At 35.0% G+C, this 15,770-nt stretch carries 15 protein-coding genes; 3 read left to right on the forward strand and 12 right to left on the reverse strand.

Annotation, left to right across the window (positions count from 1 at the left end; all coding sequences use genetic code 11):
- Positions 1–12: 12 nt before the first annotated feature.
- The 9 genes from BW951_RS20095 to BW951_RS20135 form a co-directional block, all read right to left on the reverse strand.
- Positions 13–576, reverse strand: a complete 564-nt coding sequence (locus BW951_RS20095; RefSeq protein WP_076396091.1) for an outer membrane beta-barrel protein — start codon at positions 574–576, stop codon at positions 13–15.
- A 61-nt stretch (positions 577–637) separates the two neighbouring features.
- Positions 638–1,702 carry a hypothetical protein gene (locus BW951_RS20100; RefSeq protein WP_076396093.1) on the reverse strand — a complete coding sequence of 355 codons (1,065 nt, stop codon included), beginning with the start codon at positions 1,700–1,702 and terminating at the stop codon, positions 638–640.
- A gap of 51 nt (positions 1,703–1,753) precedes the next feature.
- Entirely contained in the window at positions 1,754–2,929 is a 1,176-nt protein-coding gene (locus BW951_RS20105; protein ID WP_076396118.1) for an aspartate aminotransferase family protein, read from the reverse strand.
- A gap of 448 nt (positions 2,930–3,377) precedes the next feature.
- Complete coding sequence (locus BW951_RS20110) at positions 3,378–5,117, reverse strand: OstA-like protein (protein WP_076396120.1); 1,740 nt, start codon at positions 5,115–5,117, stop codon at positions 3,378–3,380.
- A gap of 7 nt (positions 5,118–5,124) precedes the next feature.
- Positions 5,125–5,598 carry a Fur family transcriptional regulator gene (locus BW951_RS20115; RefSeq protein ID WP_076396095.1) on the reverse strand — a complete coding sequence of 158 codons (474 nt, stop codon included), beginning with the start codon at positions 5,596–5,598 and terminating at the stop codon, positions 5,125–5,127.
- A gap of 67 nt (positions 5,599–5,665) precedes the next feature.
- Positions 5,666–7,660 (reverse strand): KUP/HAK/KT family potassium transporter, encoded by a 1,995-nt coding sequence (locus BW951_RS20120; RefSeq protein WP_076396097.1) that lies wholly within the window; start codon positions 7,658–7,660, stop codon positions 5,666–5,668.
- A 123-nt stretch (positions 7,661–7,783) separates the two neighbouring features.
- Positions 7,784–8,764: a pyruvate dehydrogenase complex E1 component subunit beta gene (locus tag BW951_RS20125; protein ID WP_076396100.1), complete on the reverse strand. Its 981-nt coding sequence runs from the start codon at positions 8,762–8,764 to the stop codon at positions 7,784–7,786.
- 109 nt (positions 8,765–8,873) lie between these two features.
- Positions 8,874–9,290 carry a DUF2147 domain-containing protein gene (locus tag BW951_RS20130; RefSeq protein ID WP_076396102.1) on the reverse strand — a complete coding sequence of 139 codons (417 nt, stop codon included), beginning with the start codon at positions 9,288–9,290 and terminating at the stop codon, positions 8,874–8,876.
- A gap of 218 nt (positions 9,291–9,508) precedes the next feature.
- Entirely contained in the window at positions 9,509–11,440 is a 1,932-nt protein-coding gene (locus tag BW951_RS20135) for an LTA synthase family protein (RefSeq protein ID WP_076396104.1), read from the reverse strand.
- Between the two features lie 125 nt (positions 11,441–11,565).
- On the opposite strand from BW951_RS20135, the gene BW951_RS20140 reads away from it, so the two are divergent.
- The 3 genes from BW951_RS20140 (at position 11,566) to BW951_RS20150 (ending at position 13,340) form a co-directional block, all read left to right on the forward strand.
- The gene (locus BW951_RS20140; RefSeq protein WP_076396106.1) at positions 11,566–12,279 is read left to right on the forward strand and encodes a CDP-alcohol phosphatidyltransferase family protein; all 714 of its coding nucleotides are present in this window, start codon (positions 11,566–11,568) and stop codon (positions 12,277–12,279) included.
- A gap of 74 nt (positions 12,280–12,353) precedes the next feature.
- Complete coding sequence (locus BW951_RS20145; protein ID WP_076396108.1) at positions 12,354–13,118, forward strand: 3'-5' exonuclease; 765 nt, start codon at positions 12,354–12,356, stop codon at positions 13,116–13,118.
- A gap of 75 nt (positions 13,119–13,193) precedes the next feature.
- Positions 13,194–13,340, forward strand: a complete 147-nt coding sequence (locus BW951_RS20150) for a transcriptional regulator (protein ID WP_076396110.1) — start codon at positions 13,194–13,196, stop codon at positions 13,338–13,340.
- A 76-nt stretch (positions 13,341–13,416) separates the two neighbouring features.
- On the opposite strand, the gene BW951_RS20155 is transcribed toward BW951_RS20150, so the two are convergent.
- From BW951_RS20155 to BW951_RS22435, 3 genes are all read right to left on the reverse strand, one after another.
- Positions 13,417–13,770, reverse strand: a complete 354-nt coding sequence (locus BW951_RS20155) for a hypothetical protein (protein ID WP_076396112.1) — start codon at positions 13,768–13,770, stop codon at positions 13,417–13,419.
- 135 nt (positions 13,771–13,905) lie between these two features.
- Positions 13,906–14,598, reverse strand: a complete 693-nt coding sequence (locus BW951_RS20160; protein WP_076396114.1) for a hypothetical protein — start codon at positions 14,596–14,598, stop codon at positions 13,906–13,908.
- Between the two features lie 17 nt (positions 14,599–14,615).
- On the reverse strand, positions 14,616–15,770 hold a 1,155-nt coding region (locus BW951_RS22435; RefSeq protein WP_276526266.1), incomplete at its 5' end, for an RHS repeat-associated core domain-containing protein.

A 15,770-nucleotide genomic window follows, 5' to 3' on the forward strand; every position in this document is an offset into this window, starting at 1 on the left:
AGCTGTATTATTTTAAAAATGAAAATTGAGTTCTACAAAACCTATCCTTCCGAATCCTGTTTCTGACCATGATGTTTTATTATCTTTCTGAAAACTTGAACGGTCTACTACATAAATATATTTGTAATACAACATGGGCTCTGTAGAGATGGAGAAATGAGGGGAAAGAAAATACTGAACTCCTAAAAACACGCCTAAACCATTATCATACTGAGGTTTATTGATATTTTTATAATTGGAGTATCTGAAGAAATAATCTGCTCCGTAATAAAAATTCCATCTTCTGTATCTTTTCAGATTTCTGTCGATCCCAAGTTTAAAAGCGAATTGAGAATATCCGCCTTCACTGTCATCATTCTTAAAATCAAATCCTGTTCTGTAAGACCATTTGTTTTTCCCTGAATACCGATAGTTAATAATCATTGCGTTATCATCGGATGCAAATACAGATTTAATAAACTTATTGAGACTAATTCCGACCTGATTTCTCGGAATAGCAAATAAACTATCATTTTGAGCCTGTGCGAAAACTGAAGCAGAAAGCACCAGCAAAAAAATTGAAATAATTCGTTTCATAATAAAAAACATCTCAAAGATCTGATGAAACCTTTGAGATGTATGTTTTTTGTATTAAATATTAAAGATAATTAGCAAAAATAGCTTTAACTTTTTGCTCGAAATCACCGATGTAAACATCTGCATTTTCCGTTGATCCATCGAAATATACGATAAAGAACTCTCCTTCCCCATTTACCGTTTTGTAAACAAGATCTCCGATTTTTTGCCCTAAGTAAAATACTTCTCCTTTTGTATTATTATTAATCTGCGCATCGGTAGGATCTGCAAGCGGAGCAAGAGCTTCAACATTCATGGTTGCAACAATCTTAAGATCTCCTTCTTTAATAGAACCTGAAATGGTTTTAAAGTCGTCTTTTGAAGAAATATTAGCGTAATCAGAATGTTTTAAGATTACATTAGCAATTACTTCACTTGAAGATCCCTGAGGAATTGTATTGTTATACTTAAACTGGAAATCTTTAGCACTGTTTCTTGTCCATACAATATTCTGCGTCATAGGTGAAGCAAAAATCTGAATATTTGCACTAATCGGCATACTGAAATTCGTACTGTTATCAAATGTAACATTGGATAAATCCATGCTAAACACCGTATTTCCGCTTCTTTTCAATACAAGATTAAAAGTTTTAGGCAACCAAACTGTCTCAGAATTGTAACTTGTCTGAATATCTGTGTACGATGAAAGAGTTAATTCACTGTCGATTACAGAAGAATTGGCTACGGACGGAAATTTCAACACAACATTAGAAGAATTGGCAATTTTTGTCCAGGTCCCGTTTGCATTGTTGTAAGTATAAGTTCCTAATCTGTTGGCAAACTGAAGCTTGTTATTGATAAGGGCTTCTCCGAACTGATTTTCCCAGCCTTCTACCACATTATTCAGATAACTGTCGTCAAATTCCTGAGCCGTATTGTTAAACATCGAATATAAAATGAATTTTGAAAGATCTCCATCATCCATTGTATTCAGTTTGCTGTAAAAACCGTCGATTGTTTTTTTAATGTTAGCTTTATCTTCTGTAACGGTAGTTGTGTGGATAGAATCATCCGTAGAAGAACTGCAAGACTGAGTTCCCAAAATCGTTGCAAAGCCTAATCCCGCAACGAGAATAATTTTTTTCATTAGTTATTATTTTTTTTAAAACGGTGCGAAAATAAAAATAATTTTTGTTTCCTACAAATCATTTAATACGTCAAGAATAACTTTGCATCCTTCTTCTATTTCTTCCTTTGAAATGGTAAGCGGCGGAGAGATTCTCAGATATTCATTTCTGTAAAGCTGCCAGAAAACAATGAGGCCTTTTTCCATACATCTTTTGGCTACGTCTAAAGTATATTCGGGAGATCCGAGATTTACAGCCAACATGAGACCTTTTCCGTTAATGTTCTTTATTTTGGGATGAACCAGAAGACTTCTGTATAATTTCTCTTTTTCTTCCACTTCATTCATCAGACCGCTTTCCAGAACTTCTTTTAAAGTTGCATAACTGGAAGCTGCGATAAGCGGATTTCCTCCAAAGGTCGTAATATGACCTAATTTCGGAGAATGAGACAGTGTTTCCATAATTTCGCGCGAACTCATAAAAGCACCAACAGGAACTCCTCCTCCCATTCCTTTTCCCATCACAAGAATATCCGGAACAATGCCGAAATGTTCAAAAGAAAAAAGTTTTCCCGTTCTTCCGAATCCCGGCTGAATTTCATCCAGAATTAATAACGCGCCGACTTCTTCACATCTCTTTTTTAGTTTAATTAAATAATCATCATTAGGAACTAAAAATCCGGCCGCTCCCTGAATGGTTTCTAAAATAACACAGGCTGTTTTCTCGGTAATTTTATCGAAATCTTTTTCATTGTTAAATTCAATGAAGGAAACCATTGGCAATAACGGACGAAATTCTCTCTTATGAAATTCGTTTCCTGATACACTTAGCGCACCGTGTGTATTTCCGTGGTAAGAGTTTTTAAAAGAGACAATTTCTTCTCTTCCGGTATATCTTTTTGCCAGTTTCAGACTTCCGTCGATCGCTTCTGCGCCGCTGTTTACGAGATAAGTAATTTCTAACGGATCAGGAGTAGCTTCCGCCAATAATTTACATAAAGCGACTGGTTTTTCCTGGGCATATTCTCCGTAAACCATGACGTGAAGATATTTTTCAGCCTGTTCCTTAATGGCATCAACTACTTTTGGATGAGAATGTCCTAAAGTATTGGCAGAAACTCCTGCAACAAAATCCAGATATTTTCTTCCGTCTTTACCATAAATATAACTTCCTTCCGCCTTCTCTACTTCAAAACCTGCGGCAAACTTTGTCGTCTGAGCCTGATATATAAAAAAATCCTTTTGCATTTCCATTTTCCGAAATTTTAGCAAAACTATAAAAGATTCGGCAAACTCCGAAATGAAACGGACAGAATAAAAAAATTGCCCCCAGAAAACTGCGGGCAATACCACCAAATCACAAAATATTAATATAGTTTCATATATTCTTAGGTAAATATATAGAAAAAAATGAATTGAAATACACATTCTTTAAAAAATATTTACATTTAATACCAACATAACAACTCAATTCAACATATAATGACAATTCAACAATTGACAAACTGAATAGCAGTAAGGTTTTCCGCTTCACAGATTTTTGAATAAAACACACCTAAAAATTCAAAAAAAAATTAAAAAATTATAAGGCAGCCACTATTTTCAGGGCGATTTTGTAAAAATAAATCACCATTTCCTATTTAGAAAATGGTGAATATTTTATAATTAAAAAAAATTCTGTTAAAAAAATGCGAATTTATCGCCTTACACGTTTTGGCTTTTTGGCTTCTTCTTTGGCTTTTTCTTTTTCTACTGCTTCCTGTGCTTTATTATAAAGTGTATTGTCGGCTTCGTATTTTACTTCTTCATAATTAGGGGTATCCACGAGAATATCCTGCCATTTCAGAATCCTGTCTTTTGTATTCCAGTTAAAATCCGGAAATTTCCGCCTTTCGGGTTCTATCATACTCATAGGATAGGTATCTGATGCCGCTCCGATATTGCAGGCAACAACATACAACATTTTTTCCTCAAAAACAGCATCAATAATACCGCAGGAAGTAAGAGAAATCCCGATTCTTTCCTTTTCCTTCGTCTGCTCGTTTTCATCATCGGAATAGGTAATTGCCTGAGCATTTCCGATTACTTTTGCTTCTTTGATATTGTTATCTTCTCCGTAATAAACCGTCATGAGTTTACCTTTCACCTGATTGAATTCATCTTTTATATTCAGGGAATCTACTTTGCTGATCGCAAAAGCATTTCCGAGAACCTTCAGAGAATCTATGTTTTCTTTTTGGGTATTGAAATAGGCTTCAACTTTATCTCCGGTTACCTGTTTTCCGTTGCTCCAAAGGATTGGATTAGTGTACATGTGAAGAACTCCGTCTGTTTCATTGAAAGCGATGGAATCTGCTCTTCCCTGCGCATTGGATTTATAAAAACGTCCTTTTCTGTATGCTCTCAGAAAACTTTTCTTCACCTTGATATCTTCAGGATCCGGTTTTTGAAAAGAAATAATTTTTTCTGCCGCAAAATACATCGAATCTTTTTCCAGAGCTTTTACTGCATACGGATTTTTGGTCATCATGGCAGAATCTTTCTTTTCGTAAATTTCTCCGTAACCTCCTTTTATAAATCTTCTTTCGTTCGGATCATCCAGTGTTACATTTCCTGTCGCCTTTCCGAATCCGGACAATTGGTTGTAATACATTTCGTCTCCGGTAAGGATTTTATCATTGTAATACACTCTGGAGTTTTTGTATAAAAAAGCTTCTTTCGTATTTGTATTGTAATTTCCTTTATCGGTAACGATTCGGTTTTTAGGATTTTTCTTGTTGATGATCGTTGTCGGTCCGTTGATGTTTACGATGCTTGTATTCTGATTCTGAACCACATTATCTCCTTCCAGAATATACTGAGCATCTTCTATTTTCACTCTTCCGGAAAGATCGATCGTTCTGGTTGTCAGAAAATAGGTTGCTGTTTTGGAATACGTTGTACTTTTTCCGTCGTTAATTGTTCCTCCGGTGTTGTAATACGCCTGATTGGAAAGTCGGTCGTAATACATGGTTTCCGTTTTTATCACCGTTCCTTTCGGATCGGTAAGAACTACATTTTTTCGGGCAATTCCTTTTTGTGTATTTCCGTCGTACTCCATTTCATCGGCTGTAATTACTGAACCATCGGCGTTCTGCAGTTTTACATTCCCGATTGCTTTAATGAAATTCTGCTCTTCATACACAATCACAAGATCCGCATTCAGCAAAGAACCCTGATGCGAAAACTGTACATTTCCCACGAAGTAATTATTCCCGTCGTATTTATCATCCTTTCTTAATTCATCGGAATGGATGTGCTTCACTTTTTCAGCAGGCGGAGCATTCTTTTTGGGAGTGTTATTGGTAAAATAAGGATCTTTTTGCAGAGGTTTCGGCTGATCCTGTGCAAATAGAAATGTTGAAACAGAAACTAAAAGTAAAACAAATAGCCTCATGAATTGATTAATCATTCTTCGTGCCATAAAAATACAGCGAATGGGAATCAATTTTTACGCCAAATGCCTGCTCAATTGCCTCTTTAATCCCTTGAATTCTCGGATCACAAAACTCGATGATCTCTTCAATTTCCTTATCTGAATCTTTTTTGTACACGACTAAATGATCGTGCTGTTTATCAAAATAAGATTTTTCGTAAGAGGAAGAAGTGAGTGTTTTTTCTCCGAACTGATGCTTACGGATGAGTCCTGCATCAAGGAAAATTTCAATTGTATTGTAAATTGTTGCTTTGGAAACGTGATATTTTTTCTGCAACATTAAAAGGTACAGATCATCCACATTGAAGTGATGATCCATACCATATATTTCTTCGAGTATTGTATATCGTTCAGGCGTGTTTCGGAAACCTTTTTCCAATAAATAGTTTCTTAAAACATCCTTTATCAGCGCAATATTTTTTTCTTTTTGTATCGTATCCATCAAAAAATTTATCTACAAATTTATTGATTTTTATTTAAATAAATATTGTCATACTGTGTTAAAGAATTTAACCTTTGTGGCGGATAAATTCGCACTGCTCGATTTTGGATTTTCCAACGCAGTCTTCAGTCATAGGCGCAGATTCTACCACAACGTTGTGGGAAGTGATTCCCCATGCTTTAAAGTCGTCGCTTCCGATATATTTCACGAAATTGTAGATGTTAAGGATGATTTTCTCTTTAACCGTAAGAAGAATATCATTAATATAGGTATTGTCTATAATCACGTATTTCAGATCCGGCGGAATATTATGCGCTCTTAATGACGGATGGCTGCTTCTTGAAGGAATTGTTCCGTCTGCCATTAAATCTCTGAGAACCATATCGAAATAATCGTTAATTCTTCGGTCTATCTTAAATCCTAACATGAAGTTAATTTTATAGATCGTTCCCGGAAGAACTTCATCTACCGCATATTTAAAAGTATATGGATCTTCCTGATTGGTAATGCTTAGAATAAAATAATGATCGGCTCTTTTCGGCTGTTTTTTGATGATTGAATAAATAATCTTCGATTCGATCTCATCATTTCTCTTCGCACGGCTTAAGTATGCCAAGTTAGTCGCATATTTAGGAATCGTTTCATCAAGCTTCATGTCTTTAATGATCGGAATATAGGTCTCAAGCTTAATAAATTTGATGAATTTTGTTTTAATAGATCTTCCGTTGTACCATGCATACATACAGATTCCTATAGATCCAGCCAATACGACTGTAATCCATCCTCCTTCCATGAATTTGATTACGTTTGCACTAAAGAAACCTAATTCGATTGCCATATAAACAAACGCAAAAACAAGGATTAAAACTTTGTTTACTCTGTGTTTCAACAGCCAGTATACCAAAAGAATCGTAGTCATCAACATGGTTACCGTGATGGATAAACCGTAAGCCGCTTCCATTTTTCCTGATTCTCTGAAGTGAAGAACCACCACAATACAGAACAATAAAAGCCCCCAGTTAATTCTTGGGATGTACATTTGTCCTTTAACCCCAGAAGGATAATCAATTTTCTGGTTAGGCCATAAATTTAAGGACATTGCCTCTGAGAAAATGGTAAATGATCCTGTTATCAAAGCCTGACTGGCAATAATTGCAGCCGCTGTAGCCAGAATAACTCCCGGAACCACCATCCATTCTTCCATGATACCGAAGAAAGGATTCACTACCGAAAAGCCGGGTTTACCGTTATTGGTTAAAAGCCACGCTCCCTGTCCCAAATAATTTAAGATCAGCATTACTTTTACAAATGCCCAGCTTACACGGATATTTTTGGCACCGCAGTGTCCTAAGTCGGAATAAAGCGCTTCCGCTCCGGTTGTACAAAGGAAAACAGCTCCCAAAATCACAATCGCGCTCGGAGAGTTGGCAATAAGCTTGTACGCATAGTAAGGATTGAAAGATCTTAAAATTTCAAGATTTTCGCTTAAATGAGACAATCCTAAACCTCCCAAAACCAGGAACCAGATCACCATTACCGGTCCGAAGAACTTCCCGATAAAGCTTGTCCCAAACTGCTGAACTACGAAAATAACAATCAGAATCGCGATCGTGATAGGAACAACAGGAGTATCCGGATTATAAATTTCAAGACCTTCGATCGCAGACATTACCGTAAGCGAAGGAGTAATTACCCCATCTGCAATAAGCGCAGCCGCTCCTACAATAGCAATAAGATACAGCCAGCCTTTTTTAAGATTTTTTACCAGAGAAAAAAGTGCTAAAATACCCCCTTCTCCTTTGTTGTCTGCTCTAAGAGCAATGATTACATATTTAATTGTCGTCTGAAGAGTAAGCGTCCAGATAATACAGGACAACGCCCCTTCGATGTACTCATTGAAAGGCATCGTACTTCCTTTTCCTCTTGCGTTAACAATCGCTTTCATTACATAAAGCGGTGAAGTACCGATATCTCCGAAAACAATTCCGAGAGACACTAAAATTCCAATGAAAGAAAGCTTTTTTATGTCAAAATGATGACCGCCTTCTGTAACTTCTGCCATACCAGCTAATTTAATTTTTAAACGCGCAAATTTAATCCAAATTTACATCCCCATGAATTTTTCTTCATGAATATAATAAATGAAAAAACTTCCTTTCGGAAGTTTTTCTCTATAATCGTGTAATTACTTAACGTACATTGCTTTTTTGATCTCTTCTTTCACTTTTTCAAGTTTCGGGAACCACTCTGCAAATAAAGCCGCAGAGTAAGGAGCAGGAGCATCAGGAGTTGTAATTCTCTTGATTGGAGCATCCAGATAATCGAATGCTTTCTGCTGAACCATATAGGTAATTTCAGACGCTACAGAACCAAATGGCCACGCTTCTTCCAAAACAACCAGTCTGTTTGTCTTTTTAACGGATGCCAAAACAGTATCATAATCCAAAGGACGAACGGTTCTAAGATCGATAACTTCTACAGAAATACCTTCTTTAGCCAAATCTTCAGCAGCCTGAATAGCCAGCTTCATGATTTTTCCGAAAGAAACCAACGTTACATCAGAACCTTCTCTTTTGATATCTGCTTTCCCGATAGGTAAATAGTATTCTTCTTCAGGAATTTCCATTTTGTCTCCATACATCTGCTCAGATTCCATGAAAATTACCGGATCATTATCCTGAATCGCAGTTTTCAGCAATCCTTTCGCATCATAAGGGTTTGAAGGAACCACCACTTTTAATCCCGGACAGTTGGCATACCAGCTTTCGAAAGCCTGAGAGTGTGTTGCTCCCAACTGACCTGCAGAAGCTGTAGGACCACGGAAAACGATCGGGCAGTTCCACTGTCCTCCACTCATCTGACGGATTTTTGCAGCATTATTGATAATCTGATCAATCCCCACCAAAGAGAAATTGAAGGTCATAAATTCTACAATCGGTCTGTTACCATTCATTGCAGCTCCCACAGAAATCCCTGCGAAACCAAGCTCAGCAATTGGTGTATCGATTACTCTTTTAGCACCAAATTCATCCAGCATTCCTTTTGAAGCCTTATATGCACCGTTATATTCTGCAACTTCCTCCCCCATTAAATAGATGGATTCGTCTTTACGCATTTCCTCGCTCATTGCCTGTGCAATTACCTCACGAAAAGTATATTCTGCCATATTTATTTGAAAAATTTAGAGTACAAAAGTAGTGTTTTTTTATTATTTACATAACAAAAACGACATTTCATTTAATGAAATGCCGCTTATTAATTTTTATTTAATCCGGTTAATTAACTTTCTGCCAAGTCTGTGATCTTCCGATGAAAGATAAACCAATATATCCTCTCACATTCAGGTTATCGCCGCTTCTTGTGATCGTACACTTGTACGTTTTTCCTGTTTTAGGATCTGTAATGGTACCTCCTGTAAATTCATCACCGTCTTTTTTAAGACCTCTGATAATTTCCATTCCCTGAATAGGCTTGTTTTTTCTGTCGTCTTTACATGCCGTACAGTTCGGGTTAGCCGGTTTTATCAGTAACTGAGTGATCTTCCCGAAGTACTGATCTCCTTTTTTATAGATCTCAACAATAGATTTTGCCTGTTTTGTTTCATCATCTATGGTTTTCCATTTCCCTTCAATCTGTGCAAAAGACATTACTCCAACCAATGAAAGCGCGAAGGTTAATAATAATTTTCTCATATTTCTTATAGTTTTAATTTCAATAAAATAATTTCGTTGTCTATCTATTGTTAAAAGTATAAATTTATTTTAAAACAACAAAAAATTTTATTATCCTACACATAGATTGCAATAGATATACCAAACAACAGAAATAAAAATTATTAAAAATAAAATTAAAAATCAGCTTAATGATTTAATTCTGAAAGCTTTACTATTTCAAAATTACAACTGCTTTTTTACTGCATTTTTCTGTTAATTACCCTGTCCATATAATCCTGATACCACGCTTTTGCGATCTGTTTTCCTTTTTGTACTTCCGGATTGGATTTCAACTGATCCATCATATTTTTTTCTAATCCTAGATCTGACTGATTAAAAATTCCTACAATTTCTTTTCCATCAAAACGGTAAATATAATTTCCGATGATAAACTGCTCCACTGTTCCGTCTGAATTGGCAATAATCGGCGAATACTGTCTGTCGCTCACAAGACTTCTCCCCCAACTTCTGATTTTTTTATGGTAACCGATTAAATCTGCAAGCGTAGGATAAATATCAATCTGCTGTGCCAGTTCAGGATTTACGCCTTTTAAATTGTAAGCAGGATTTGGGGAATAAAAGATTAAGGGCACTGCGAAACGATTCATTGTTTTATCGTATTCAGGATAATAAATTTCGTTGGTATGATCTCCTGTAAAAACAAAGATGGTATTATTGAACCACGCTTGTCTTTTAGCCGTTTCGAAATACTTTTTGATGGCATAATCGGTATATTGAATTGGTTCATGCATCTGAATTTTTCCTTTTTTAAACTTTCCGTTGTATTTTTCAGGAATTTTAAACGGATGATGTGAAGATGCCGTGAATACAGTTGCCATGAAAGGCTGCTTTTTTCCTACATTTTTCGCAAAATACTGTAAAAAAGGTTCATCCCAAATTGCCCAGATTCCGTCGAAATCGTTATCGTTATTATATTCCGTCTTTCCAAAATAGTGTTTGAAGCCTAAGATGTTTCCAAAGCCCAAAAATCCCATGGAACCATTCGGAGCGCCGTGATAGAAAGAAGTATCGTATCCCATTTCGTTGCAGACAGAAACAATGGACTGGATTTTCTGGTTGGAATAGGGCGAACTTGTAAAAGCGTCGGTTAAACTCGGAATTCCGGCAAGAACGGAACTCATCCCGTGAATCGACTGTCTTCCGTTGGCAAAAGTATTCGGAAAAATAAGACTCTCTCCCGCCAAACTGTCGATAAACGGAGTGTAAGAAACGTAATCTTTGATATTTTTGTCTTTATTGAATGCTCCTGAATATTCTCTCCCGAAAGATTCTACAATAAAAATAACGATATTTGGTTTTTCTGCAACTTCTCTGTTATATTCTTTATAAGGATGGATATTCTGATCGATAAATTTTTCATCTACAAAATGAACTTCTTTAAAATTATTCGTATTTAAAGTTCGGAAAAAGGAAAACGTACTGTTCAAAACGACATTTCCCTGTGCCGGAATTTTCACGAAACGATTGGCATCCACCAGATTGATCGGTCTTGTGCTGTGCTTAAAGTCTCCGCGAATTCCACCGACAGCCAAAACAGCCGTTATACAAAGCGTTATCACAGACCACACAAAATACGGAACCAGTTTTTCTGGCTTGTTTTCCTGAATTGTTACTTTTTTATAAAGAAAAATCCAGAGGATCATCAAACCTATAAATCCGATCAGAACAAAAGGATTCTGAGCAACAGAAGTTGTAAAAACCTTAAAAATATTGCTTTCGTGCTGCGCAACCTGCAACGCGGCAGAAGTAAGCCTCATCTGCGAAAATCTGAAATAGACCATATCTCCGAAATTCATTGCATAAGCAATTCCGTTGGTGATAAAATACAGCCAGAAAAGAAATTTCTGGTAACTTTTTTTAGTATTGATGATGACAGGAATGATGCTCAGAAGAATAAAAAGGGCATTTACATATAAAATCGCCGTTGTATCGAACGCAATCCCATGAAAAGACAAACTGAAATAATCTGAAACAGAATCGATCTTTATTAAGTCTTTATTAAAGTACCAGAATAAAAATCTTGCGATCTGATAGAAAAAATAGGCTAAAAAAATTCTGTACAAAAGTACCAGAACTTCCTGTTTTCTAAATTCTTTAAACAATTTCATGCTGCAAATTTACATTAAATTCGAATTAATTTAACAATATCTTCCTGCAACAGCTTATCAAACCACAATAATTGATGCACCGTTTAATTAACGCTTTGTTACTTTAATTTATTAATTTTGTGCCTATGAATTTTATTAAAAATAATCTTGCCAATGCCATTACCTTAGGAAATCTGCTTTCCGGATGTATCGGCGCCATTCATCTTATTTCAGGAGATTATCAGACGACTGCAGTTTGCATCGTAGTTTCTCTGGTTCTGGATTTCTTTGATGGTTTTACAGCAAGAGCGTTAAAGGCGAATTCCAATCTTGGAACCCAACTGGATTCTTTGGCAGATATGGTGAGCTTCGGACTGGTTCCGGGACTGACGATGTTTAAAATGCTTGAACCCTTTGGAACGGATCTTTTTGGGATTACTTTACCGTTTGAGATTCAATATTTCGGATTGCTGATTACATTATTTTCCTGTTTAAGACTGGCAATTTTTAATCTGGATGAAGATCAGAAATATTATTTTAAAGGATTGAATACGCCGAGTAATACGATTCTGATTTTTGGATTATTTTACGCTTTTAAAGAAAATCAGAGCTTTGAATTTCTCCTGAATAATGAATTTGCATTGATTATTTTAACCGTAATTTCTTCCTGGCTTTTGATCTCGCCGATAAAAATGATCGCGATGAAATTCAAATCGATGAAACTACAGGATAATTATCCGAAAATAGCTTTACTTGTCGGTTCTGTTATTATTTTAGTTATCTTTAAAACGGTCGGAATTCCGATGGTAATTCTTTATTATATTTTAATCTCAATTATATTTCAAAAACAACTAAAATAAATTTATGTGTTGAATAATGGACGTTTAAATCCATTTTCAAATTACCACATTCTCAAATTTTCAAATTATAAAAAATGAATTTAAAACTACATAAACCGCTTTGCATTTTTGATCTGGAAACTACAGGAACCAATATCGGGAAAGACCGTATTGTTGAAATCTGTATTTTAAAAGTAAATCCTGATGCGTCAAGAGAAAGCAAAACATGGAGGGTAAATCCTGAAATGCTGATCCCGAAAGAATGCAGCGAAATTCACGGTATTTATGATGAAGACGTAAAAGATGCGCCAACCTTTAAAGAAATTGCTCCGAAAGTGATGGAAATGATTACGGGTGCGGATTTGGGCGGTTTCAATTCCAACAGATTCGATGTTCCACTGTTAGCGGAAGAACTGCTTCGTGCCGAGTTTGATTTTGATTTGAATAAATTCAAACTGGTTGATGCGCAGACCATTTTCTTTAAAAAAGAACCCCGAAATTTAGGCGCTGCTTATCAGTTTTATTGCGGAAAAACACTGGAAAACGCCCATTCTGCGGAAGCTGATGTTATGGCAACTTTTGAAGTGCTTGATGCGCAGGTCGGAAAATACGATGATGTACCGAACGAAATCGCAGAATTAAGCAATTTTTCGTCTCAGAACAAATTCGCAGATCTTGCAGGAATGATTCACTTCAACGAAAACGGACAGGAAATTTTTGCTTTCGGAAAATATAAGGGACAAACAGTAAAATCTGTCTTCCAGAAAGATCTGGGCTATTACGGATGGCTTCAGAACGCTGATTTTCCATTGTACACGAAGAAGGTTTTCACGAAAATCCAGTTATCAAGCAAGTTTTAAATGATGAGTGAGCTGGTTAAAAAGATGCTTTAATGAGCGATTGATTATGACGGTTCCATTCCTAAAGAAGTAGTTTTGGAAGATAAAACGGAACTCGAACAGATCAGATTAATACAGCAGCTCGAGGAGGAAGACAAGCAAACCATTTTCCGGCTCGTGGAAAAAATGCTTACCCATAAAAAGTTTAAAGATTTTTTTGCCAAAAACGCAGCTACGCTATAAAACATAAAACCCACCGCTTTGCGGTGGGTTATTTATTGTTGCTCACGGATTAAAAATCCGCGAGATCATGTGAGATCTATCTAAGTGTCTTTTCCTTTCTAGCTTGCTCAAATAAATTATTTTGAATAATTCTATTTCCTCTAAAAATATATTCTATCGAATCGCCTTTTTTTTTAGATATAGAATCACCTACTTTATAGGGATAATCTAACAATTCTACTACACCATTTGAATATTTTACAAATAAAAAATTATGTTCATTTTTATCTCTATAAATATTAATAACTTTCGCGAACATCTGATAATCTGTTAAACTATCTTTTGTCGTTTTTGTCAAGGAAATTATTAAAATAATTACAGATATAAATAAAGCAAAAAGGATTAGAATATTTTTAGTACTATTATTCATCTTAATAATTTTATTTTCCACTTACCCAAGTTTTCGTTTTTGCCCAAGAAAAAGGAAGACCTGCAGTTCCTTTAAATATACCAGCACTTCCTGTTCTATAGCCATCTGGGGTATTTATTATTGCTCACGGATTACAAATCCGCGTCGTAGGGTATATTAATTATGTATTTTTAATATATCCAATTCATTTATACATTTTACAAATTCTTTCTTTTTATCATCATTAAAATAAGGTAGTTCTTTAATCCCATTTCTAATATCACTATACTTTATTGGTAAATTGTAAGTTTTAATTCCTCTTCCTGCAAAGTAATAGTTTTTTGCATAAATAATTGATTTGGGTGTATATTGATCTATTGCCAAACATTTTTCAAAAGCATGAACTTTATCTTGAATAATCAATTCATATCTAAAGTATTCATCAACATAATTATTCCTAAAATCTTCTGTAGAAAGTTTTTTTGTATAAAAAACAAGTTCATTTTTCTCTTTGACTTTGGTATAAGAAAGACTGTCATATTGTAATTTATAAGGACTCGTAGTAACTTCGAAAATATTTTTATTATTTACAATAAAAATTCCATTGTAAAAACCTTCTTCATCATGAAAACCATCTTCTATATAAATATGAGAATATTTTTTATCTGGATTTATGTCGTTGGTCTTCGCTCCTAATAGCCTAAAAATATTATATCCTTCTGTAAGTATTTTTATTGCAGTTGAATCATGATAAGCAAAAGAATTTTTATCTCTTAATAAGTTTTCATTCATCTGTCTCAAAGTAATCTTTCCTTGAGAATTACAAGATGAGAATAACATAATACTAAATATTAAAATAATATTTTTCATTTTCAAAAGTTTATAGATTATCTAGTACGATTTTTAATTTTTCGCAGGTTATAATATGCAGCAGCTCCATTATAATTATATTTATTTTGCAATATTGTACTATTTACATTAAGAACGCTTTGCACACTAGGAATAGGAGATATTTGACTTCCATTTGAATTATAATAAATACTATTTCCAGCATTATCTATTAGCCTCCCGTCTTTATTAGGAATACATGTAGAACCTAAACAAACACTCCCATAATTTGTTCTCAATGGTAGACCTGATTCAGCTCTTACAATGTTTTCTACATGTGTTCCATATATTTCTGCTGTAGTACTGTTAGGTCCAAATCTTGTATCAATTTGAGAAGTTACGCCTAACGCATAATTTTCGTAAATGTGCCCCATTTCGTGGGCTATTGTTGTATATAAAGGAGAATATGCCGAAGCATTACCTGAAGTAGTCCAAACTCCTTTGGTTGAAGATGTATTTAATTCAATTATATTACTTATACCATATTTTATTTGGGAACCTCCGCTGGTATAATTAAAATAAAGATCTCTTACTTTTCCATCTTTACCCTGCGCCTGATCAAAGTACTCAATCATCTCATTTCCTATAGAGGTATTTTTATCTAGATGACTTAACCCTGCTACAATATCAACAACAAAATTTGATAATTTAGTATTTGCATCTACATTTGTCCATTTTCCATCTATCTGATGCTGTGTGGAACCATTATGATACCTATACTGAGTCCCATTTTGGTCATTAATATATATCCATTCTCCGTTTATATCAATAAATTTAGTCGGATTATTTGCTACATAAGTATAAGGAGAAATAGGAAAATAATTCTCACTATAATTATCTATAACTCCCCATCTACCAATATCAGCCATATAAAACCTTGCACCGTAATCATACATGCCCGTTTCTTGAAGCTCCTTCCCATTGTACTTATAATTCTTATACGAACTCGCTCCGAAGAAAGAATTTCCACTCTTCAAGTGATTCATTCCGAAAGGATAATAATCATTAGCATCCACAATTTCTAGAACTCCTGCGCTGTTTTTCCCAAAACTTACCCTTGTATTTCCCAAGTGATCTTTATACTGGTAAATATATTGATTTTTTATGTAATCGTAAAATCCTTCTGAAGTCGGCAAAAACTGCAGTTCAGAATT

It is taken from the genome of Chryseobacterium gambrini, from assembly GCF_900156825.1.
Lineage (GTDB): Bacteria > Bacteroidota > Bacteroidia > Flavobacteriales > Weeksellaceae > Chryseobacterium > Chryseobacterium gambrini.

Excerpts from the sequence above, each read along its gene's own strand:
- BW951_RS20110 (WP_076396120.1), bottom strand. The coding sequence starts at position 5,117 with ATGAGGCTATTTGTTTTACTTTTAGTTTCTGTTTCAACATTTCTATTT.
- BW951_RS20120 (WP_076396097.1), bottom strand. The coding sequence starts at position 7,660 with ATGGCAGAAGTTACAGAAGGCGGTCATCATTTTGACATAAAAAAGCTT.
- BW951_RS20115 (WP_076396095.1), bottom strand. The coding sequence starts at position 5,598 with ATGGATACGATACAAAAAGAAAAAAATATTGCGCTGATAAAGGATGTT.
- BW951_RS20125 (WP_076396100.1), bottom strand. The coding sequence starts at position 8,764 with ATGGCAGAATATACTTTTCGTGAGGTAATTGCACAGGCAATGAGCGAG.
- BW951_RS20140 (WP_076396106.1), top strand. The coding sequence starts at position 11,566 with ATGAATTTTATTAAAAATAATCTTGCCAATGCCATTACCTTAGGAAAT.
- BW951_RS20160 (WP_076396114.1), bottom strand. The coding sequence starts at position 14,598 with ATGAAAAATATTATTTTAATATTTAGTATTATGTTATTCTCATCTTGT.
- BW951_RS20145 (WP_076396108.1), top strand. The coding sequence starts at position 12,354 with ATGAATTTAAAACTACATAAACCGCTTTGCATTTTTGATCTGGAAACT.
- BW951_RS20095 (WP_076396091.1), bottom strand. The coding sequence starts at position 576 with ATGAAACGAATTATTTCAATTTTTTTGCTGGTGCTTTCTGCTTCAGTT.
- BW951_RS20135 (WP_076396104.1), bottom strand. The coding sequence starts at position 11,440 with ATGAAATTGTTTAAAGAATTTAGAAAACAGGAAGTTCTGGTACTTTTG.
- BW951_RS20105 (WP_076396118.1), bottom strand. The coding sequence starts at position 2,929 with ATGCAAAAGGATTTTTTTATATATCAGGCTCAGACGACAAAGTTTGCC.
- BW951_RS20100 (WP_076396093.1), bottom strand. The coding sequence starts at position 1,702 with ATGAAAAAAATTATTCTCGTTGCGGGATTAGGCTTTGCAACGATTTTG.
- BW951_RS20130 (WP_076396102.1), bottom strand. The coding sequence starts at position 9,290 with ATGAGAAAATTATTATTAACCTTCGCGCTTTCATTGGTTGGAGTAATG.